A 19,193-nucleotide genomic window follows, 5' to 3' on the forward strand; every position below is an offset into this window, starting at 1 on the left:
TTGTCAACCGACTATTTCCCGTCTCTGCTCGTCGAGTACCTTCACTACAAACTTCAGAGCATTGATGATCGTGGTAAGCTCCGAATCTCCTGCCATCTCCAGTACAAATCCATCCACGTTGCCATCACTGTCATGGGTCTCCTTCACTCTCATGTCGGTATCCATGATGTTCTGCAGGCGAATGTAGGTCCGGGAAGCGTGTCCAAAGTTGTCTCCCTTATATCCATTCGTGCCTGCCTCGACCTCGAGGATGTTTTCGCCAGAGGCAACCTGCCTCTTGAATGTATCAACCGCCACACGATTGACGTCTCTTTCTCCGCTGATTACTTCGTACATATCCATTCCTCCTGCCCTGTGGGCGTTATTCTGCGGACCGGTATTCCGAGATTTTCTGCTTCCTTCATCTCCCGCTTCATTCCTGAGGAGATCGCATCTCCGAAAGCCCAGAGCTCGTCGCACCTCTTTAAGAGGGCGAGATCCATTTCGATTGCGGCATCTCTTTCCGTCTCTTCATCGAGAAAAAGCGGCAGGTAGAGATGCGGTGTTACTGGGATTGCTCCCCTGTCCACAACCATCCGGCTGTAGATCTTTGCCCGTTCCGTATTCAGGGAGATGTTTCCTGAATATGGCGAGCAGACGTAGACAATCTTTTTCTCACGCACATGAGTGCCTCCTTTCCGGAGTAACAAAAAGGCTCTTATCTGTCCCTCCAATACCCACAGGACAGAAGGAGCCTATTTGAACAAAATCTGATGATATTTTTTTTAGAAAAAATCGCTGTCCCGCTGGAACTTGTCCCGGGTCCCTCAGTCTTTCATGTAGAAATCGCAGGTGTAACCATCTGCCCGAAGGAGAAGTCCCGGAATCCAGTCCGGCGTTTGTCCCATGCGGTCACAGATCTCATCGAGAGACACCGACTCTTTGCACTCAATCACCAGCTCGTCATGAATGTGTGCGCAGATGAAAGTCTCCTGCAGATTCTTCATGGCATTGCAGAGAATATCCCGGCAGACCGCCTGTGTGATGTTCTCGACGAGCTTTGGGCCATAGGTCTGGACACGATTCCAGTGCCTTGTGGAATCAAGACCCATGTAGGTGATGCAATCACTGCCAAATTGATTGATCCCGATCCGGGGCTGCACGTAAGACAGCATCCGCCCAGACGGCAACGTAATGAAAAGCATCCCGGACTTGCAGATAAAGCGGAACCCCCGCACCTCTGTGGTGGTGTGCTCTCGGACAGCTTTCATAGCTGCTTTATCAACGTCCCACCAGAAGCGGACAATATGTGGATTTGCCTTTCTCCATGCCGTGACAATCGGCTGCAGTTCTTCTTCCTTAAGTCCCATGTCTAAAGCGCCCATCGCCTTCAGAGCACCCACAGAGCCGCCATAGCCACAGGCCAAAGTCGCAATTTTGCCCTTTTGTCTGAGTTCGCCGTTGATGCCATGCTTCACGACCGGCTTATGGAACATTGCCGATGCGGTCGCGCAGTAGATGTCCTCGCCCCGGGCAAAGGAATCCATGGTATGCTGCTCTCCTGCGAGATACGCAAGCGTCCTTGCTTCGACGCTGCTGTAGTCCGCCACGTAGAATTTGTACCCGGACTTCGGAACAAGTGCAGTTCGGATGAGCTCTGAGAGAACTTCTGGAACAGAGTCATAGAGTATCTCTAGAGCAGCATAGTTTCCCGTCCGGACGAGCTCTCTCGCCTCTGCCAGATCCGGCATGCTGTTCCTTTTGAGGTTTTGGAGCTGGACAAGTCTCCCAGCAAACCGCCCGGTCCTCGGCGCACCCATGAACTGGAACATGCCACGAATTCTTCCGTCCGGGCAGACAGCTCTCTCCATCGTCTGATATTTCTTGGTGGATGACTTGGCTGTCTGCTGGCGGAGTTCCAGAACCTGCTTTACATGGTCTGGCGCTTCATTGATCAGGGCTGCCACCTGCTTCTTCCCAAGTGTATCCGTCTCAACGCCCTGCTCCGCCAGGTATCCTTTCAGCTGCTGCACGGAACCAGGATTCTCAAGACCAGTGAGTTCTGTCATCTCCTCCATGTAGGCATCGTGCGTTTTTGCATCGATGGCAATCGCATTCTTCACAAGCTGCATGTCAATTCTGGTGCCCCGGTCGTTAATCATCTGGTCGATCCGGTATTCATCCCAGACGGAATCCGGCACCGGGTATTTCTTCAGCCGTTCTTGAATGGCGACTTCCACCTCCACATCGCGGATGTTGTAAGACTTGAATACAGCCCACTTATCCGCAGCATCGGAGGACCTGTTTCTTGTTCTGCCGCCATTCGATGCGGTCGGCTTGCAGGGCATGCAAAAGTACCGGATGAGATCCTTGCCCTCGGTCATCTTCTGATCCTCGAGCTTTAATACCGTTCCAACCTGCGCCAAGGACATCGGAAGCCCCAGATAGGCAGACCAGACCATGGAGCAATGCCATGAGGTCGGATCAAGGTAATCTCCAACTGAGTCCTCCGGAGAGCCATAACTCTTAAAGTACTGAGGGTATTTGCGACGCAGGTAAGTGGAAAGACACACGCGTTCAAAGTTGCAGTTGAATGCCCATTTTGTGACAGACGGATCCGTCAGCACCTTCAGAATCTCTTCCGGGATCTTCTCTCCGGATTCAACGTCAATCGTTCTTACAGGACCGTGGTCGATGGAATAGCCAAACAGTAGAATCTCAAAATCCGGGGATGAGCAGTATCGATATACACCGCATTTATTCAGGTCGACGCTGGAAAACGTCTCAATGTCGATAGATAAGTTTTTCATACCTTCCTCCATAGAAAAGAAGCCGGGCAGGATCTCTCCCGCCCAGCCCCGTCGTCATTATTCTCTGACCATCTTTGCCTTGATCCAGTGTCCCAGTTTTCGGAACAACCTGATCAGGTTCTTGATGATGCTCACCCAGCCGACAATGCAGCCTCCCATGCAAACACCAAACACGCATACAATGATCATGTGAATCATAAATTCGTACATTGAAATTTCCTCCTTGGATTGTCAGGATCCTTGGACAGCAGGATCACGCCTGCTGTCCCGGATCGATTTATTTGCTCAGTCGAGAAAGCCATCATCGTCGTCATCGTCCACATCAGCGAAGTCATCCTGTGCGCTGCTGCGGCTGCCGAGCGGTTCTCCATCGCGGATCTTCTGGAGGTTGTTGAGACCACAGGCGATACCGCGATTACCGGAACTGTTGAAGGCATAGAACGAAATGCTCGCCCTACCATATACACCGCTGTAGACCTCGGAATGGTCCAGGATTTCCTGACGGTCCGCATCCACGATGCCGGGAGCGGTCGTAGAGTTTGCATTAACGAAGTAGCATCCCTTGTATGCTTCATCATCCGGACGCTCCGTATCGCCATCCCTCAGCGGAGTCTTAATTGCGGAAAGTGGAGGTACCGAACGGCCATTGCCCTTGAGCTTACCTTCGCCCTCCTCATAAGCGGCCTGAATGGCGGCCTTGATCTTCTTCACGGTCACCGTGTCGCTCTTCGGAATGATCAGGCTCACGCTGTATTTCGGCGTGCCGCCATTGATACTCTTTGCCTGCCACACATTTGCATAGCTCCAGCGGGTATCCTTACCAGTTACAACCTTTGTCGGATTTACGAATTTTGTAGACATAATCTTTTCTCCTTCTGCCCTGTCCGGGCTCTTGTCCTTGTTACTCATCTTTGAAATCATCTGCAGCCGAATTCATCTCCGGTCGCTTGTCACTTTGTGGAACTAAGGTCGGTTTTCCGGAAGGCCGTTCCACAAGACCTCCCAGCAATTCATCGAACTTCTTTCTGCCGAGCAAGGACGTCATTGCCGTGATCCCTTTGAGCTTCTTCTCATAAGGATCAAAGCCTGCTGCCGTAACAGCCTCTGCAACAGCAGCATCATTGATGTATCTACGGTTGGCTCTGCCCTCAACAAGCTTGAAGCCCTGCCACTTTTTCCCAGACAAAGCTTTCTGAAGGGCATAGTCCTTGATGTCATTGCCCCACGCGGTCAACTGATCGACCATTGGCAGAATTGCCTCGATCTCGGCATCTTCCAGCGTCGCCGGCATGGCAAAGTCGTACTTTGCAAGTTCCAGATTCATTTCGGCCCGCTTCCGGCAATTTGCCTTCACCGCACAGAACTGGCAGTGGTCGCCAGCACGGAATTGGCCCTCGCCCACAAAAGCGAGCTTTGCTGCCGGTACCAAAATCTCATCTGCCCACTTCAGGAGATCTTCTTTACTCATCACAGTCTCGCTGATATGGGAGAGACGCGGCTGGAAGATCACCATCCGGACGTTCTTGATGTCGTAGATGCCATCGAACATATCCACGCAGCCAAGGGCATAGCACTTAAGCTGGGAAGAAGTGCTCGGTATCTTGATTCCGGTTCCGTACTTCAGATCGATGATCGTCAAGGTTTCATCGCCGGCAATCAGGCAGTCAGCGGTTCCGAAGGATTCCGGAATCCAGCGGGAAAGGTCCAGCCTCTGCTCTACCAATACGGTAGGATCCCGGCAGGTTTCCTTTTCTTTCTGAATCTGCTCCATCACATAGGTGGCATAGTCATCCGTTGCGGAATCCATCTCCTGATCGAAGCAATCCAGATCCTCAGTAGGATCCCCGGCCTTCATGCCGAGCGCCTTCTTCAGCTTGTACTCGGCAAGGCTGTGTGCGCAGGTGCCCTGAACGGCATACTCGGAAGTTCTCCCTCCGGTACCTGTGTTGAGCTTTGCGGAAGGCGGACAGGCGATCCAGCGGTTACTGGACGATGCCGACAGGAATGCGTGCTGATCAGGCATCGGGGATCACCTCCGCCTCTTTCAGAAATCCTGCGTACTGCTCCGGCTTCAGCTCTGAGAGCTTATGCACACCATACTTGGTGAGAAGCTCCCGGATCGCATCCGTATTGGCCTTGGAGACTCTTGTCTTCTTTGCCATGATGCCCCGTAGCTCCTCGAACGAGATCTGCTTTGGCGGATCCGCCTTAGGCTCCAGCTTCTCCGGTTCCGGTTTCTGCGCCGGCTCTGAAAAGAGCTGTCGCAGGGAATCGGAAACAGCAATCAGCTTCTCCCCGCATTCCTTCAGTTCATTCAGTGTCAGATCCAGCTCGCTCATCTTTGACATGGCTTATACCTCCCTTCTCGATCCAGCAAGCGATCCGATCGGTAAGGATCGAGACCACCCGCAGGAACGCGACTACATCGTCGTGATCAAATGATTTGTTTGTCATATTGCTTGTCTGTCCTTTCTAGAGGGTGATTGGTTTTTGTTCTTAACCCCTCCGTAACTCACAGGACAGTTCCGGACATTTTGAACAAACTCAGCTGAGAAGTTTTTTCAGGTTCTTGAGGGCTGCTCTCCGGCGATAAGAAACGGTGGTCTGTGCCATGCCAAGCATGGCAGCAATCGCATGATCGGATTTTCCATCTGTGGACATCCAGAGAATCTTCTGGTCCTGATCGGAGAGAGTATTCATTGCCGAATACAGCTGCTCATATTCCTCTTTCCGGATCATTGCGTCCTCCGGTGTTTCATAAGAAGCCGGAACCTCAATGCCGTCCTCTGCCATCTGCTCAAGGGAAAGCGGTGCGCCGTCGCGGAGCCGGTCGCACTGGGTGCAGTCTCCCGTGCAGCGATGACCATCAATGTTGCAGCGGGATGCTCTTCTTTCCTGCTGCTTTGCTTTCCAGTACGGCTGCTTGTACGCGCGGTATACTTCTTCCGATACATAAACGGTCTTGGTCTCTTTTTTTCCTTCCTCGTTCTGGGTTGTGATATTGAGATAGAATTTCTTTTCTTCCATGATTGCCTCCTGAGCCGGAGGCACAGAAGGCAGGAAGAAAGGTCTGATCAGAACGATCGGAGGACCATCGGAGCCAGTACGCATAGGCACAAAAAGGCGCACAAAAGTAAGGCTCCCGGCATTCCAGATTCACCTATCCCGTAAGAGATAAGGATCTGTATGTCGACATCCTGCCTTTGTGCGCACGCTGGCTCGATATTCGAATTTGTATGTTTGAGTTGCTGACTACAGAGTTGCAGTCAGAGACGACGGGTTACTACCTGTATTGCTGATTGTCATGGTGGGTCTCTCATCTTTGCCTCCTTTTGCATTCACCTATATGCGGACCATTTGAAGCAATTTCGGAAATGCTTCTTGAGAATTTTCTCCTTCATCACTCACAGGACACTTCTGCGCGAATTGAGCAAGTCAAAGCGAAACTTTTCTTTCGCCTATAAACGGAACTTTCAGAGCAAAATCGGAAACAGCCTCACGATTTCTGTTCAGAATGGACCGGGGTAGAGGAAGAACCCTCCTTCATTTATTAGCCATAGAAATTAACCGGCCCGAGATGCTTTACGGTTGTGCTTCTTCATGTCCCAGTCAATGGAATTCCATCCTTGTTAATACATTGCAAAAATGGACATTAAAAAAGCCAGGGTAGCGGCACCATTGCAGTTATCCTGCGAATGATTCCGTACCCTGGCACAGCGGTGACTTACTTTGAATCCCTATCGGCTCAGTCGATACAACAAGTTATTTATTTATTTTGAATTTGTGGACAACCCCTTTTGCGGCATGTCCCGGATAAGACACCATCTTGTCAAAATCGAAGATGGCGAATTTTCCACATCGTGGACATTTGGAAGAAACCTTCCCGTGGCATGATTCCCACACCATAATCTTTTCCTTTTCACAACAGGGATAAGAAATATACCCTTTCAGTTTTTCGGCGCTGGATGTGTTCTCCATGCATTGCCCTCCCTTATTTCAGATAATCCGTGATAAACTTTCTAACATCAGAACTCATGTCCGCGCTGAATTCCTGATTGCGGATGGTCAGATACAGGCTTTCTGCGTAGGACGCCAATCCACCAAATGGAACGTCGACGGTTCTGAATATTTTCTCGAAGTTATAAGATGCCAGTTCTGGATCCCCGCGATCCGGGATCTCCTCCATGAAAAAGAAATCATAATAAGTGTTCCCGCTCTTTTCCATATGGTATGGCACAATAACAAGTGACATGTCCTCTCGAATGTCCTCGCAGGCCACAACGTCATCAGTTAGTAGTAGCTTTCCCTCAGCTTTCTGGTCATGCGGGTGATAAATCGCGTCTGTATCCACTCCTTCATCTGTTATGAGCCCTGACTCCTCAAGTACTCTGTCTGACTCAAACATAACCCCACCGAGGCATTTCCATGTGATTTTGTGTTCCTCTGTCTGTTGCCGTAGCTTTTGGATAAATCTGCAAAGCAGCTCATTTTCATCACTCGGCATCTCAAGATCCCGGTCAACAAGATCCCGGAGATCCGTCTGGAAAAAGCGTGCTATCTTCCAAACAACATCAATGCTCATTTTCTTGGCAGTGCCTTCCTTAGCGGTTCTGGAAATATATCCCGCACTGATCCCGAGCATCTTCTCCAGATCTCCAATGCGAATGCTGTACTTCTTCGCAAGATAGTTGATGTTTCTGATCAGCAGGCTGTTATCGAAATCCGGGATGGAACTATAGTATTCCTGAATGGCATCTTCTTGTTCCTGAAGGAGCTCTGACCAGCCGCTTGAGTCTTCATCATGCATCAGGCAACTGAGCTCATACTCAATGACGTCTTTCGTTTCAAACGCCTTCATCAGCTCTTCTATGTTAGTTGGCTCGACAATCTCATATTGTTCCCCACGAGATTCGAATTTTCCTTCCATGTATTCATCGTATTGTCTTGACATAATTCCCCTCCATTTATTTGTACCAACATCATATCATTTGAACCATTAAGCGTCAATAGATCAATTTTGTCGTTTTGTTGGTTCGTCATGCGTTAGCTATCATGTTAACATCATCTGCAAAATAATACGGATTTCACCATGGAAATCCGCCAAAATCTCAGATTACGCTATCCCAATCAAGCAGTAAGAGCTCTTCGCTATCCTCTTCAATATTTTCGTTTTTAGGGATGAATCCGAAATCTTTAAGTCTTATGGTCGCTGATTCAAAAGACACGTTGAACAGCTCAGAAATGTTCGATGCCATCATCCACCATCTTATTCTAGAATTCTTTTCGTCAGGAAGCTCGCATTCCATATCTTGGACTGCTTTTATTACCATCGACTTAGGCATAAGCATGGATGATGAGAGTGCGTTCGCCTGCCACTCCATCCAGTCCCGGTCATCCCAGTTCTTTGTTGACTTATTGCTATACTGTTTTGAGTCAATTCGGCATTGAACCATTGGCTCTCGCGGTCTGTCACCCAGTCCGAAATCAAATAAAGTTAACTGATTCGGGTCATAGGCAAAGTACGGCTTATGCAGAAACCCATGTGCCCCTTCGTGCCCCATAGTGAATCGATAACGATGCTCTTGATTGTTAGCGAGTAAGGAATTGTCAATAATCACCGTATCCGCTCTCTCACTGATATACTCTGCCCTTGCTGTTTCAGGATTGTAAACGATCACCTTATCTGTATCGTTAAAGACAGTCATTCCTAAATACAGGCCACAGTGCGACAGATATTGGAAATCCTGCGACAGACCGAAGTAGTCCTGTACTAACAGATCAATATCAACCTCTTGCGGTTTCTGCAACAGGGATGGATCAAAATCGCCTACAATGGCTTCTCCGATTTCGTCAATCTCATTCCTACTGAGGATAGGTGCTCCAGATCTTTTTCTTCGTACATTCGGATAAATCATATGTTAGCAATCACCCCTCACGTTTCTTCAGATCTTCGACGAACTTATTCCATTCCTCCTCACCAGCCCCAAGATCCCTGGCTGTCCGCAATGCTGCGCTAACATAGTCATGGTCCATGATGTAGTCAGGCAGATCCGGCGCAACGGTATCCCGCTTCTTCCCTGCGAGGTCGAACATTAAGTCGCGTTCTTCATCCGAAAGCTGTAATATATCAGCAAGTTTCACCAGCTTTTCATAATCGAAAGGGTTTCTCCTGTCTTTCTCAACATCCGTAAGAAATGGAGCTGACACGCCAAGCATCTCCGCCATCTTCCTGACTGTTATCTTCCGTTCTACCCGCTTTTTCGCTATGAAATCTCCAAAATTTGCATATGTCATCCTACTCACCTTCCCTATTCTTCGTTTTGCAGGTGATAGCACAAATGCTTGTTAGCTATCTTGTTATCATCAATAATATAAGAAAATGAGGTGGATGTCAATAGTCGTTTTGCCACCTCTTTCCTCAGTTGATAATTTCCTTCCACCAGATTCTGAAAATCTTCCTTAACTCGGACACGCAGTATACTTCAGATCTACTATGTTCTAAAATTGCTAAGCTCATCGGACAGTCCATATCCGAAAACTGTTCCCAACATATATTTCTTTAGATCCAAATCAAAACTTTTTGTAAAATCGGTATGTCGTGAATTCCACCGACTCCTGAAAAATCTTCCTGCTCAAGTATATGTCCGTGGTTCTGAACAATACTATCCAATTCAGGAATTCTATTCTTTATGCTCTCATACAGGCCCCCACAAAAGAGCATCGTGGAAATATACTGGTAGATCAGAATAAGCGTACTCGTACAAGTGTATCATTTTATGTAATATTGTGGAGTCGTTATTCAGGTTTTTCTCAGGGATTATTATTGTCAATGTTTCTTGATCAAATATGCCTTCCTTACCTTCTTCCAGATCAGACACTTCATATCTGAAGTGCTCCGCATCACAAATACTGATCTGTTCTGGCTGGTCTGGCGTGCTCTTCTTCCTCTGCCTATCCATATTAATATAGTACTGAGAGGAATTTTGCAGTATCTGTACCTGGCTCAAAATGTATGTCATCAAACAACGGCTCGAATTCGAACACCTTTTGACATATCACGTATTCAAATGACTGCTTCGACATTTGCTCAAAGTACCACTCTGAGAAACAATGAGAGTTTTTCTATCAATTTTTCTTCTTTCATCCGTTACCTTCATCTTGTCACTTGAATCAACTTCATCAGTCGTCCATATAATCACTCAAGACATCCGTGTCAATTGATTTCACTTCAAACGTCTTCTTCACAGATACGCAGAAGTTGTATTCAATCATCAACTTTGCCAGCTTCTGACCGTCAATCAAAATAATATGATGCTGCGCTGCGTAATCCACAGCTTTCTGTGAATAGCGTGCTGTCGTTACAAATAACCCATCTCCATGCTTTCCGGCAATTGCTCCGACGAAGCTCTGGATCTCCGGCTGCCCTACAACTCGATCCAGGGCCCATTCCTTCGCCTGCATATAGATCAGGCTGAAGCCAAGCTTGTCTTCCATGATGACGCCATCAATTCCGTCATCACCGCTGGCAACTGTTGCATGGCTTCCGTATTCCAAAGCCCCATATCCCATCTTGGAAAGAAGGTCTACAACCAGCTTTTCAAATGTGTACGGCTTGATTTTCATTACTTCATCGAGTAAATCGCTCGCGAGACTGTCATTGATTTTCTGGTATGCGTTTTCCAGCATATCGTCCGGCGTGAGATCGTCGTTGCTCGACGCTGTTACTTCAGCTACATCTGAAGCTGCATCTGAAACTGGGCTGGAAACATAGTTATGAAATGTGGGAAACCGATCCAGATACGCAATGTCGATCTTATCCAGCCCTCCTTCAGCGCCTGATCAAAATGTGAAACAATATACTGATCCATATCCTATTTATTCATACACCAATATTCCTTTTCCCATGCATTTCTGCATGTAATCACCGGATGTACCGGATCATCAGCTTTGCTCTGTCACAGTTCTTCCGTATCTTCATTATTGAGAATGAGGCCGGACAAACGTCTCAGATAGGCATTTGGCTCACGGCTGGACGGATCCGTATAGGAAGCCCTGATGACAACGCTGCAATTGCCGCTCCACTGACCTGCCTGCCGCACAGACTCTATGGCTGTCCGGATCTTTCTGGCAACGTTTCTGACTTCTTCCTTGCTGGTAAATCTCATGATCAGGTTAAAATAGCTTTCCTGGGTTCTGCCAATGATACAATTCCTGCCAGCGCAGTCTTTCAGAATACAGCCAACTTTCTGCAGAAGACGATCGCCAGAGCTGTCTCCATAAAGCCTTATTACCTCCCGGTATTCCGGCACATATACCTCGATCATCGCAAAATTCATGCCTGTCCGCCAGCACTCAATAAGGAAGGAATAGACACCATCCGAAACACCACGGGCATTGGCAAGTCCGGTCACTGGATCAACAGATGAAAGCCTCCTGCCTTCTGCAATGGCCTGCTGCTCTTCCGCAGAATCAATCACCGTTCCCAGAATTCCTATGATTCTGCCATCACGATAGACCGGAATCTTACTGACAACAACATGCTGATTAGAGCCATTGATAATATAGTCCCCAGTGCACAGATAAAACTTCCTGCCCTTCCTGAGAACTTCTTCCTCATCCCTTCTGAATGGCCCCGGATGAATATTCCATCCCATATCCTCATCGGTTTTGCCAATGATCTCTTTTTCAGACTGAAGGCCAAAATATTGAAGAAAGCTCTTGCTTGCCCCAACGAACCTGCGCCTGTCATCCTTCCAGAAATACATGCGTTTTGCATTCATGATCATATTCTTCCAGAGAATATCCCCGCTCATCTCCACATGCGTATGATCCTTGTATTCCTGGTGATACAAAGCCGCAATCTCCTGAATATCTGCCTCTGGCAGGACGGCATTTACCGTCACGTGCAATACTTTATTGAAATCTGATCTCTGCACGGGAATCAGGATATGCAGAAACCATTGATATTCTCCCGATGCCGTCATACTCCGGAAAAAATCCATCAGTACATAATTTCTGCTTTTCTCCAGACGTGCTTTCATAGTAGTGACATCCAGAAAATCTGCCAGCCGCTCCTGATCAGGCAGATAGCAGTAATTCATCCTCCAGGCATGAATCACCGCATCAATATGATGCAGCTCTGTGCCAACCCCCATCGGCTGATCCGACAGAGAAGATTTAATGCCCAGAACCGTATCATTTTTAAGATCATAGACTGCAATATCATTGCACAAATAGTACAGATCACTCATCGCGCCAAGCGATGCCTGCTGGAGATCCGCAACATTTACCTTCACATACTGTATATGAACGGTATACAGATAATGACTACCCTGTCTGGCCACCACAGATGCTGTCAATTGCATATAGTGATCACCGGAAGGATAGGCTGCTGTCTGCAGTCCTTCTTTTCTTCTGAGCTGCTGATCCGCATACTGCCGGTGAAAGATATGAACCGGATCACCGGGCGCATTGATCCTGTGCTCCCATTCCTGCAGATTAAGAACATTATCCTTTGCCAGGATCTCTTTGTAAGCCTTATTTGCAAAGAGAATCTTCAGTGTTTCACCATCATCGTCCACAACACACAAAGACGCATCCGTAAGATAGTCAATGCGGCTCAGTCTGGTCAGATATGATCTCCAGAGCGCCTCTTCAGGCTCCAGACCGCGCTGCTGAAAATACGATTTCAGATTTTCTGCCGGCATCGGAGGCGCAAAGAAATACCCCTGTATGTTTTCGCATCCGATTTCCCGCAAAAAGAGAAACTGCTCTTCTGTTTCAACTCCTTCGGCCAGAGTAGAAATATCCAGCTTCTTTGCCATGCGCACAATAGCCGTAATAATCTTCCGGGACTTCTCATCAAAATCCCGCAGGAAAGACATATCAAGCTTCAGCTTGTCAAAAGAATAGTTTTTCAATACCCCCAGCGATGAGTATCCGGATCCAAAATCATCCATCCACACCTTGTAGCCCATCTGATGAAAGCGCTGAATGAACCGGTCCACTTTATCAACATTTTTGATAAAAAAGCTTTCTGTAACTTCCAGATTGGTGAACTCTCTGGGCACCCCATACTTCTTTGAAATCCGGTCAATCACATCCGGAAGGTCATCATGCAGAAAGTCATTTCTGGACAGATTCACAGATGCCGGAATCGGAATGATTCCTTCTTTCATAGCCTCTGCATAGTCTTTGCAAACCTGTTCAAACACATAAAGATCCAGCTGACAGATCTGACCGCTTTCCTCCAGAATCGGAATAAACTGAGCCGGAGAAATCATGCCATAAACAGGATCAATCCACCGTGTCAGTGCCTCACAATTGCATACTGTTCTGGTCATGGTGCGAATGATCGGCTGATAATAGATATGAATCCAGCCATTTTCCAATGCCTTGTCAAAATTCCGCATAATATGGAATTTCATCGCATTGTTTTTCTGAATATCGGCATCAAACCATGCATATGCAGAGACCGTTGTCCGGGAAAGGGATTCACAGGCCAGTCTGGCTTTGTCACAGGCATCTGTCAGTCTGGTATCAGGATTATCATACTTAAAGATGCCGGTCTTCACCGTCAGATTATTGCCATCACCAAGCTCATTCATCCTGGCAAACAAGTCATGCAGCTTTTCTTCAATCCGGTCATTTTCTGCATAGACGGCAAAGTGGTCACTTTCAAACCGAGAAGCCCTCTCCCTGCCAAAATACGTTTTGATCAGTTCACCAAGAGCCCTGATCTGCCGGTCCCCAACCTCAAGGCCATACCTGCTGTTATATTCCTTCAATCCACTCAGATCAAAATACATGATGACAGGTACCTGATTCTTTGCCCGGATCTTCGCAATGCCGGATACGGCATCATCGAAAAAATGCGTCATATTCTGCAGTCCGGTCAGACTGTCATAATGCTTTGCAAATTCTGTACTTTCAAAAGGCGTATACTTGTCAGACAGAGATGTCAGCACTGCCGTAAGCAACTGATCACTGCCCGTATCTGCCGTCTCATCTGCATACGTGATAAAAGCAATATCAGCACCATCTACCGTAATATGTCTGCCTGTCGCATGAATCAGATGATAGTCCTCCTGATCCTGGCGGCGGTTTCTGAACACAACATCATAGTCATGCTTATGCATGGCAAAGTCGTAAGCACACTTCTCCATCCGTGCAATATCATCCGGATGCACATCCCGGTAGAGATCTCTGCCAAGACCATACACCGCTTCCTCACTGCTGCTGTATCCAAAAAGATCTAGATATGCCCTGGAAACAAGAAGAGGCCTGATCTGTTCATCAATGTACTGATACACCGCAATCGGAATCGGTACATTCTCAATAAATGCACGTGTATCATCAGAAAACGCATAGGCTTTCATAACCTCTTCCTCCCTTCTCATTTCCTGCTTTCCGGCAGACTGATAACTGACACACTTCTTTTTCAGAATACAACATCATAAGGAATACAGGGACTCTACCCCCCCCCCGCAAATTTTCAACACCGTACCAGTCACTGTAAAACGCCTCCTTGCGCACATCATTTACACCCTTGTCTGATCCTTTTCATCACAATGTTCTTCCGCACTCTGACTGATCTGGCCATCCACGGCAAAGATCTGATTTCTTCCGTTTTTCTTTGCCGCATACAACGCATCATCCGCACATTTATAGATTGCCCCCGCGCTTTCGCTTTCCCTGATCTGCACACATCCAATCGAACAGGTAATCCCTCTGCCGTCAGGAAGCCTGACCGTACGAATCGCTTCGGCGGCAAGCCTCACTCTCGCCATCGGATCACGGCCTGACAGAAGAATGGCAAACTCATCGCCGCCAATCCGTCCTGTCGCAACCTTAGCTTTATCAAAACCCTTATTTGTCCATTTATAATCGCACTCATAGGAAGCACCGGGATTATCAATAAATGCCTGTTTTCCTGCCGGGAATAAATCATTGACAACATCCGTGCACGATTCCGGAGCACTCTGCAGCAAAGACCACAGCATATTTGTAGCAACCGCACGAATACAATAATCGCCAACCTGATGCCCGAACCGGTCATTGATTTCCTTGAAGTGATCAATGTCGATCACCGCAAAGACATACTCCGCATCAGGCATGCCGGAAAGAATCCGATCCGCTTCGGCAAAGAAATACTGATGATTTAGCAGACCGGTCAGGCTGTCAATATTTGCCATGAAGTGATAGTGATTACTGATGAGATAGTGATGAATCCTCTCCCTGTGAAAGAAATAGGCAATAAAACCGCAAACCAGGAAGAAGGAAAAGGCATTGAGCACATCCCCGGAAGCAATGGCAGGAGCCTTGACAAGATAAGAGCTGATATCAAAAATCAGCATGCAGCCAAGCTCAAAGAGCATCAGATAACCGAGTGAATAATTCAGAAACAGAGCTACCAGGGCCTGCATTACCAGGAAGGATGTTGCTATCTGATGAGGATCCACAATGGACGCAACAATCCCGAAAAACATCAGGCCGGCACAGGCAGAACCAATATCGATACGCGCTGCCCGGACATTGCCAGCCTTCCTGTGATGCGGCATCGCGAACTGTACCTCCACAAGGATTGTATAGACCAGGTAGAGCTCATAGCAAGGCGCAAAAGAACGATTGATCACGCCAGACAAAGACAGAATGGCATAAACAAACATCATGACCATCAGAATATGATTAAGAATCCGCGCCGATTTCCAGTTCTCCGCCGCAATCTGTTCTTTGCAGGAGTCATACTGATCTGACTCAAATCCATAGCAATTGAATCGACGTATACACTTTCCAACCATAGGCCCCCCACTGACACCCTAACGATCAAAATCAATATACCACTGATATTGTATAACTGTGTTCAAAAATAAACATCTACCAGCTGAGCTGATGGTTTTTCACAACACGGGCTCTTAAGCCCTCATAATACTGGCAGCACTCAGAAGCGCATGTGCGATACGCCACTTGCAAACCATCACTTCTTCCCGTCTAACGGATCTCCCAGATCTAACGTCAGTTGGTCCGCAGCTCTGTCTTCATCCAGCTGATGCGCAATATTTTCCTGTATCTTCTTTGTGTTTTTTCCAACTGTATCAACATCATAGCCGCGGCACCAGAATTCTCGATTCCGATACTTGTACTTCATGTTCCCCCACTTCTCATATATCATGAGACTGCTTTTCCCTTTCAGGTATCCCATGAATTGAGAAACGCTTTATTTTGGTGGAATTTCTATCAACATATGCACATGGTCTGGGCACACTTCGGCTTCCAATATATTCACTCCCTTCCGCTTACATAGCGGCCTTATTATTGATCCAATTTCCACTCTCTTTTCCTCATAGAATATCTTTCTTCTATATTTCGGTGCGAAGACAACATGGTACTTACAATTCCATGTTGCCGCGGAGATTGATCCGTCCATCCGTGATCTTAGTCTCCATGGTGATGTTGTCGCCATTCACCCACCCGCTCCGGTTGATGGCAGGCGTGATGTAATTGAGCTTGATATCCTCCTCGGTCATCTGCTTTTTATCAAGAATCATAGCAGCAGTCCCCCGCGTGTAAAAAATGATTGGATAAAATCAGTATACCATGAACGCCGGTCATTGAGCTCTGAAAAATGAACATGTGTAATCAAAACTGATGAGGACGAAAAAGCGATGCAGGAATGATCCCCGCACCGCCGTCTATAAAAATTCAAAAAGCTCTCAACCTTATGTTCCTTTATATATCGTCTTTCCTTCCAATCCACTCGTTTCCTTATTCACTCTTGAACCGTCTTTATTCTTCGGAAGGTATACCTTCTTTCCACCATCCATATAGTACCATTTTCCAGGGATATTGAAGGGATCTTTAATTGTCGCTGTAGGAAGAACAATGGTGTTCAGGCTGGGTAAAGCGTTCCAGTCTTCCAATTTGATTTGTGAAATACTGATGCCGGATAAATCAAGTCTCGTCACATTGGAATATCCATTGAACTGCCCCTCAAAATTCATACCCCTCCCCTCTCCGTTCCGACTGAGGTCATCAGGATATTCATTGTTTGCTTCAAAAGAAATGGTGGTCACCTTACTTTTTTCATCTTCTGATAACTGCTGCAGCGGTGTAACCGAATCCTTAAAAGACAATATTTTCAGGCCCGTTGGTTTAAAGATCAGGCTCTTTCCATCTTCGGACAGATAGGATCTAGCATTGTCTTTAACGTATTCAATATCATTCTTTGTCCAGCGCACCTCTCCTATCCCCGTGGTACCAATGGTAACCATAACAATGCCTGCCATCCCATTGCTTTTACCGGTGCCTTCTACACCTTCTTCCTTCATCGTAGATTTGCCGTAGACAGGTATCTGCTTTGCTGCTGCAAAATCCGACGTAACCTTGCCGCTGGATGCGTCATAATAATACTCTACTTTTCCACTGGCTCCCGTGCTCAAATATTCCGCTGCCGCAGCGGCTTTCGCATTTCTGACATTAGACTGGTCTACTGCAAATCGTGATTTCTCCAGCTGACTGGTAAAGATTGGGATGGATATCGCAACGAGCACAGCAATGATGGCAACAACGATCAAAAGTTCCGCTAGTGTGAAGCCTTTTTTGTTCTTTGTCCACATGAGATCACACCTCCTATGATTACTGAAAAGCCGAAACAAGCGGGCTGGATTGTCCGTTTATTCCGGGTCTCATCGGTGTCATTGATACAGGCAGAGTCTCTACACCGCTCATTCAGTATCGTGATACGACATCCGTTATTTGATGTGTTGGTTAATGTTGTGTTTTATATTATAGCTGACGTTGGTCCTTATGTTGCGCTTTATATTGATACTGATGTTGGCGTTTATGTCGTGCTTTACGTTGTCCTGCTCATCTTCTTAATGGGAGGGCAAGCATTCAAATCATCAGGCGCATCTGAACATGTGGGATTCCTGCCTCGATGAAATCTTCAGAAGTTACCTCAAAGCCTGCCTTCGCATAAAACCCTTCTGCATGTTTCTGCGACTCGACGTATATTTCTCGTGCATCCAGGCATTCCCTTGCCGCCTGAATCCCGGCATTCAGAAGTTTTCTTCCGGCTCCTGTTCCATGGACCCTTGTCAGCACTCGTCCCATCTGAACCGTTCCTGGCTCATCTTCCTTCGGAAACATGCGCAGGTATGCTGTGACCTTGCCCGTGGGATCGGTACAAAACACATGAAGGCTTTTGTAGTCAAGTCCATCCGCATCCGGATAAAGGATCTTCTCCTCTCCCACAAACACATCAGCCCTTGCTCTTAGTATTTCATAAAGCTCATGCGTCGTTAATGCATCGAATGAACGAACATGGAAGCCATTAATTTGAGCAGAAATCGTAAGTTCCCTCCATATGTGTATGCAGTCCGGGTTGAAATCAGGATTATTACTTGATATTGTGCTTGTTCATCTTCTCTTTGAAGATATCCGTGATGATCGTTCGAAGCTCTTCACGCTCTTTTTCCGGCAGTTCTCCCGGGTTCTTTGCGACTGCATACAGCTCAGGATACTGATTGGCGATCCGCTCGATGGTTTTTGTCGTTGCGTGCTTTCTCACGAAGAAGGGGATCTTCTTGATCCACTCCTGTGGGACGAGAGCAAGGATCTTGTCAGCGGTCTCTTTATCACTGATCTCAGCGGTGGAAAGGCCGGCGTTGATTTGTTTCTGTTCTTTATCTGTGAATTCTTCTAAGTTCATGATGTGCTCCTTTTAGTCATATCTTCAAAGGTATCAATTCTGTTGTACTGTATGTTCTGTAACGATTTCATTGAGCAGAAAGATCAAGATTTTTCCAGTTATTATCTGGGATCGTCATCAGTGTAGCCGTACCGCTGAAACCGTCGTCAGAGAAGCCGAAGGTTAAAATATACAATCCGGAAGGAAACTGTGAACCACTAGTATTCACTTTAAATGGAAGTTTAGAATCTTGAAGCATTTTCTTTAGTTCATGTGATGCCTTTGTGTTTTCAATCCGAATCACCACATCAATGAAGTTGATTTTTCCGCCCTTGTAATTCAGCCACAAGTGATAGCCTGATCCGACCCATCCAGAAGGATAAGCATTACCTTCCTTATTCTTGTCAATTGGATCAGGGCTAATGTACTCTGTCATCGCCTCAGTGTATGCCGATCTAATGTTGGCAATAGTAACTGCATCTCTGCTTTTCTCCAGCTGCTTACTGAAGATCGGGATGGATATTGCAACGAGCACTCCGATTATGGCTACTACGATTAAAAGTTCCGCAAGAGTGAATCCTTTGTTGTCTTCTCTCCTCATGTTGTGTTCACCTCCTGTCGCTATTAAGCTCGGTTCTATAATCTTGCTGCTATAATCTTGCTCCCCCTATTTTTTTCTTGCTTTCCTAAACTGATGATTTAAATGCTGGTGACAA

At 47.0% G+C, this 19,193-nt stretch carries 21 protein-coding genes and 1 pseudogene; all 22 read right to left on the reverse strand.

The genetic code is table 11. The features are described from left to right. Positions 1 to 3 precede the first annotated feature (3 nt). Entirely contained in the window at positions 4 to 336 is a 333-nt protein-coding gene (locus tag ACTQ52_RS10410; RefSeq protein WP_441982590.1) for a hypothetical protein, read from the reverse strand. Further along, complete coding sequence (locus tag ACTQ52_RS10415; protein WP_441981726.1) at positions 324 to 662, reverse strand: DUF7768 domain-containing protein; 339 nt, start codon at positions 660 to 662, stop codon at positions 324 to 326. Before ACTQ52_RS10415 ends, ACTQ52_RS10410 begins: the two co-directional genes overlap by 13 nt. A 144-nt stretch (positions 663 to 806) precedes the next feature. Further along, on the reverse strand, positions 807 to 2,789 hold the full coding sequence (locus ACTQ52_RS10420; protein ID WP_441982591.1) for a DNA polymerase: 1,983 nt from the start codon (positions 2,787 to 2,789) through the stop codon (positions 807 to 809). A 57-nt stretch (positions 2,790 to 2,846) separates the two neighbouring features. Continuing rightward, positions 2,847 to 2,999 (reverse strand): hypothetical protein, encoded by a 153-nt coding sequence (locus tag ACTQ52_RS10425; RefSeq protein WP_441982592.1) that lies wholly within the window; start codon positions 2,997 to 2,999, stop codon positions 2,847 to 2,849. A gap of 75 nt (positions 3,000 to 3,074) precedes the next feature. After that, positions 3,075 to 3,650 carry a DUF2815 family protein gene (locus ACTQ52_RS10430; protein WP_441982593.1) on the reverse strand — a complete coding sequence of 192 codons (576 nt, stop codon included), beginning with the start codon at positions 3,648 to 3,650 and terminating at the stop codon, positions 3,075 to 3,077. A gap of 40 nt (positions 3,651 to 3,690) precedes the next feature. Beyond that, positions 3,691 to 4,812: a DUF2800 domain-containing protein gene (locus ACTQ52_RS10435; protein WP_441982594.1), complete on the reverse strand. Its 1,122-nt coding sequence runs from the start codon at positions 4,810 to 4,812 to the stop codon at positions 3,691 to 3,693. Further along, positions 4,805 to 5,137, reverse strand: a complete 333-nt coding sequence (locus tag ACTQ52_RS10440) for a hypothetical protein (RefSeq protein ID WP_441982595.1) — start codon at positions 5,135 to 5,137, stop codon at positions 4,805 to 4,807. Before ACTQ52_RS10440 ends, ACTQ52_RS10435 begins: the two co-directional genes overlap by 8 nt. Positions 5,138 to 5,333: 196 nt before the next feature. Next, positions 5,334 to 5,816 carry an RNA polymerase sigma factor gene (locus ACTQ52_RS10445; RefSeq protein WP_441982596.1) on the reverse strand — a complete coding sequence of 161 codons (483 nt, stop codon included), beginning with the start codon at positions 5,814 to 5,816 and terminating at the stop codon, positions 5,334 to 5,336. A 735-nt stretch (positions 5,817 to 6,551) separates the two neighbouring features. Then, positions 6,552 to 6,767: a hypothetical protein gene (locus ACTQ52_RS10450; RefSeq protein WP_441982597.1), complete on the reverse strand. Its 216-nt coding sequence runs from the start codon at positions 6,765 to 6,767 to the stop codon at positions 6,552 to 6,554. A 13-nt stretch (positions 6,768 to 6,780) separates the two neighbouring features. Beyond that, a complete protein-coding gene (locus ACTQ52_RS10455) occupies positions 6,781 to 7,740 on the reverse strand; it encodes a helix-turn-helix domain-containing protein (protein WP_441982598.1) in 960 nt (319 codons plus the stop codon). A 157-nt stretch (positions 7,741 to 7,897) separates the two neighbouring features. After that, positions 7,898 to 8,704, reverse strand: a complete 807-nt coding sequence (locus tag ACTQ52_RS10460) for an ImmA/IrrE family metallo-endopeptidase (protein WP_441982599.1) — start codon at positions 8,702 to 8,704, stop codon at positions 7,898 to 7,900. 10 nt (positions 8,705 to 8,714) lie between these two features. After that, complete coding sequence (locus tag ACTQ52_RS10465) at positions 8,715 to 9,083, reverse strand: helix-turn-helix domain-containing protein (protein ID WP_441982600.1); 369 nt, start codon at positions 9,081 to 9,083, stop codon at positions 8,715 to 8,717. Positions 9,084 to 9,484: 401 nt separating this feature from the next. Continuing rightward, positions 9,485 to 9,796, reverse strand: coding sequence for a hypothetical protein (locus tag ACTQ52_RS10470; RefSeq protein ID WP_441982601.1), 312 nt, complete (start codon positions 9,794 to 9,796; stop codon positions 9,485 to 9,487). A gap of 172 nt (positions 9,797 to 9,968) precedes the next feature. Continuing rightward, a complete protein-coding gene (locus ACTQ52_RS10475; protein WP_441982602.1) occupies positions 9,969 to 10,475 on the reverse strand; it encodes a restriction endonuclease in 507 nt (168 codons plus the stop codon). 269 nt (positions 10,476 to 10,744) lie between these two features. Next, positions 10,745 to 14,167, reverse strand: coding sequence for an EAL domain-containing protein (locus tag ACTQ52_RS10480; protein WP_441982603.1), 3,423 nt, complete (start codon positions 14,165 to 14,167; stop codon positions 10,745 to 10,747). Between the two features lie 162 nt (positions 14,168 to 14,329). After that, positions 14,330 to 15,589 carry a GGDEF domain-containing protein gene (locus tag ACTQ52_RS10485; protein WP_441956878.1) on the reverse strand — a complete coding sequence of 420 codons (1,260 nt, stop codon included), beginning with the start codon at positions 15,587 to 15,589 and terminating at the stop codon, positions 14,330 to 14,332. A 176-nt stretch (positions 15,590 to 15,765) separates the two neighbouring features. Next, positions 15,766 to 16,215: pseudogene (tnpA, locus tag ACTQ52_RS10490) on the reverse strand (IS200/IS605 family transposase). Beyond that, the gene (locus ACTQ52_RS10495; protein ID WP_441956886.1) at positions 16,178 to 16,336 is read right to left on the reverse strand and encodes a hypothetical protein; all 159 of its coding nucleotides are present in this window, start codon (positions 16,334 to 16,336) and stop codon (positions 16,178 to 16,180) included. The pseudogene tnpA and the gene ACTQ52_RS10495 overlap by 38 nt, the downstream one beginning before the upstream one ends. Before the next feature lie 171 nt (positions 16,337 to 16,507). After that, positions 16,508 to 17,404, reverse strand: a complete 897-nt coding sequence (locus tag ACTQ52_RS10500) for a type IV pilin protein (RefSeq protein ID WP_441956879.1) — start codon at positions 17,402 to 17,404, stop codon at positions 16,508 to 16,510. Between the two features lie 277 nt (positions 17,405 to 17,681). Beyond that, positions 17,682 to 18,161: a GNAT family N-acetyltransferase gene (locus ACTQ52_RS10505; protein ID WP_441956885.1), complete on the reverse strand. Its 480-nt coding sequence runs from the start codon at positions 18,159 to 18,161 to the stop codon at positions 17,682 to 17,684. Between the two features lie 25 nt (positions 18,162 to 18,186). Beyond that, complete coding sequence (locus tag ACTQ52_RS10510) at positions 18,187 to 18,498, reverse strand: hypothetical protein (RefSeq protein ID WP_441956880.1); 312 nt, start codon at positions 18,496 to 18,498, stop codon at positions 18,187 to 18,189. A gap of 67 nt (positions 18,499 to 18,565) precedes the next feature. Then, positions 18,566 to 19,078 (reverse strand): type IV pilin protein, encoded by a 513-nt coding sequence (locus ACTQ52_RS10515; protein ID WP_441956881.1) that lies wholly within the window; start codon positions 19,076 to 19,078, stop codon positions 18,566 to 18,568. Positions 19,079 to 19,193 lie beyond the last annotated feature (115 nt).

Source organism: Oribacterium sp. Sow4_G1_1 (assembly GCF_052116105.1).
Classification (GTDB): Bacteria; Bacillota; Clostridia; order Lachnospirales; family Lachnospiraceae; genus Oribacterium.

Bases quoted from the DNA above. Each gene is read 5' to 3' on its own strand.
- ACTQ52_RS10410 (WP_441982590.1), bottom strand. From the start codon at position 336: ATGTACGAAGTAATCAGCGGAGAAAGAGACGTCAATCGTGTGGCGGTT.
- ACTQ52_RS10420 (WP_441982591.1), bottom strand. From the start codon at position 2,789: ATGAAAAACTTATCTATCGACATTGAGACGTTTTCCAGCGTCGACCTG.
- ACTQ52_RS10425 (WP_441982592.1), bottom strand. From the start codon at position 2,999: ATGTACGAATTTATGATTCACATGATCATTGTATGCGTGTTTGGTGTT.
- ACTQ52_RS10430 (WP_441982593.1), bottom strand. From the start codon at position 3,650: ATGTCTACAAAATTCGTAAATCCGACAAAGGTTGTAACTGGTAAGGAT.
- ACTQ52_RS10435 (WP_441982594.1), bottom strand. From the start codon at position 4,812: ATGCCTGATCAGCACGCATTCCTGTCGGCATCGTCCAGTAACCGCTGG.
- ACTQ52_RS10440 (WP_441982595.1), bottom strand. From the start codon at position 5,137: ATGTCAAAGATGAGCGAGCTGGATCTGACACTGAATGAACTGAAGGAA.
- ACTQ52_RS10445 (WP_441982596.1), bottom strand. From the start codon at position 5,816: ATGGAAGAAAAGAAATTCTATCTCAATATCACAACCCAGAACGAGGAA.
- ACTQ52_RS10450 (WP_441982597.1), bottom strand. From the start codon at position 6,767: ATGGAGAACACATCCAGCGCCGAAAAACTGAAAGGGTATATTTCTTAT.
- ACTQ52_RS10455 (WP_441982598.1), bottom strand. From the start codon at position 7,740: ATGTCAAGACAATACGATGAATACATGGAAGGAAAATTCGAATCTCGT.
- ACTQ52_RS10460 (WP_441982599.1), bottom strand. From the start codon at position 8,704: ATGATTTATCCGAATGTACGAAGAAAAAGATCTGGAGCACCTATCCTC.
- ACTQ52_RS10465 (WP_441982600.1), bottom strand. From the start codon at position 9,083: ATGACATATGCAAATTTTGGAGATTTCATAGCGAAAAAGCGGGTAGAA.
- ACTQ52_RS10475 (WP_441982602.1), bottom strand. From the start codon at position 10,475: ATGCTGGAAAACGCATACCAGAAAATCAATGACAGTCTCGCGAGCGAT.
- ACTQ52_RS10480 (WP_441982603.1), bottom strand. From the start codon at position 14,167: ATGAAAGCCTATGCGTTTTCTGATGATACACGTGCATTTATTGAGAAT.
- ACTQ52_RS10485 (WP_441956878.1), bottom strand. From the start codon at position 15,589: ATGGTTGGAAAGTGTATACGTCGATTCAATTGCTATGGATTTGAGTCA.
- ACTQ52_RS10495 (WP_441956886.1), bottom strand. From the start codon at position 16,336: ATGATTCTTGATAAAAAGCAGATGACCGAGGAGGATATCAAGCTCAAT.
- ACTQ52_RS10500 (WP_441956879.1), bottom strand. From the start codon at position 17,404: ATGTGGACAAAGAACAAAAAAGGCTTCACACTAGCGGAACTTTTGATC.
- ACTQ52_RS10510 (WP_441956880.1), bottom strand. From the start codon at position 18,498: ATGAACTTAGAAGAATTCACAGATAAAGAACAGAAACAAATCAACGCC.
- ACTQ52_RS10515 (WP_441956881.1), bottom strand. From the start codon at position 19,078: ATGAGGAGAGAAGACAACAAAGGATTCACTCTTGCGGAACTTTTAATC.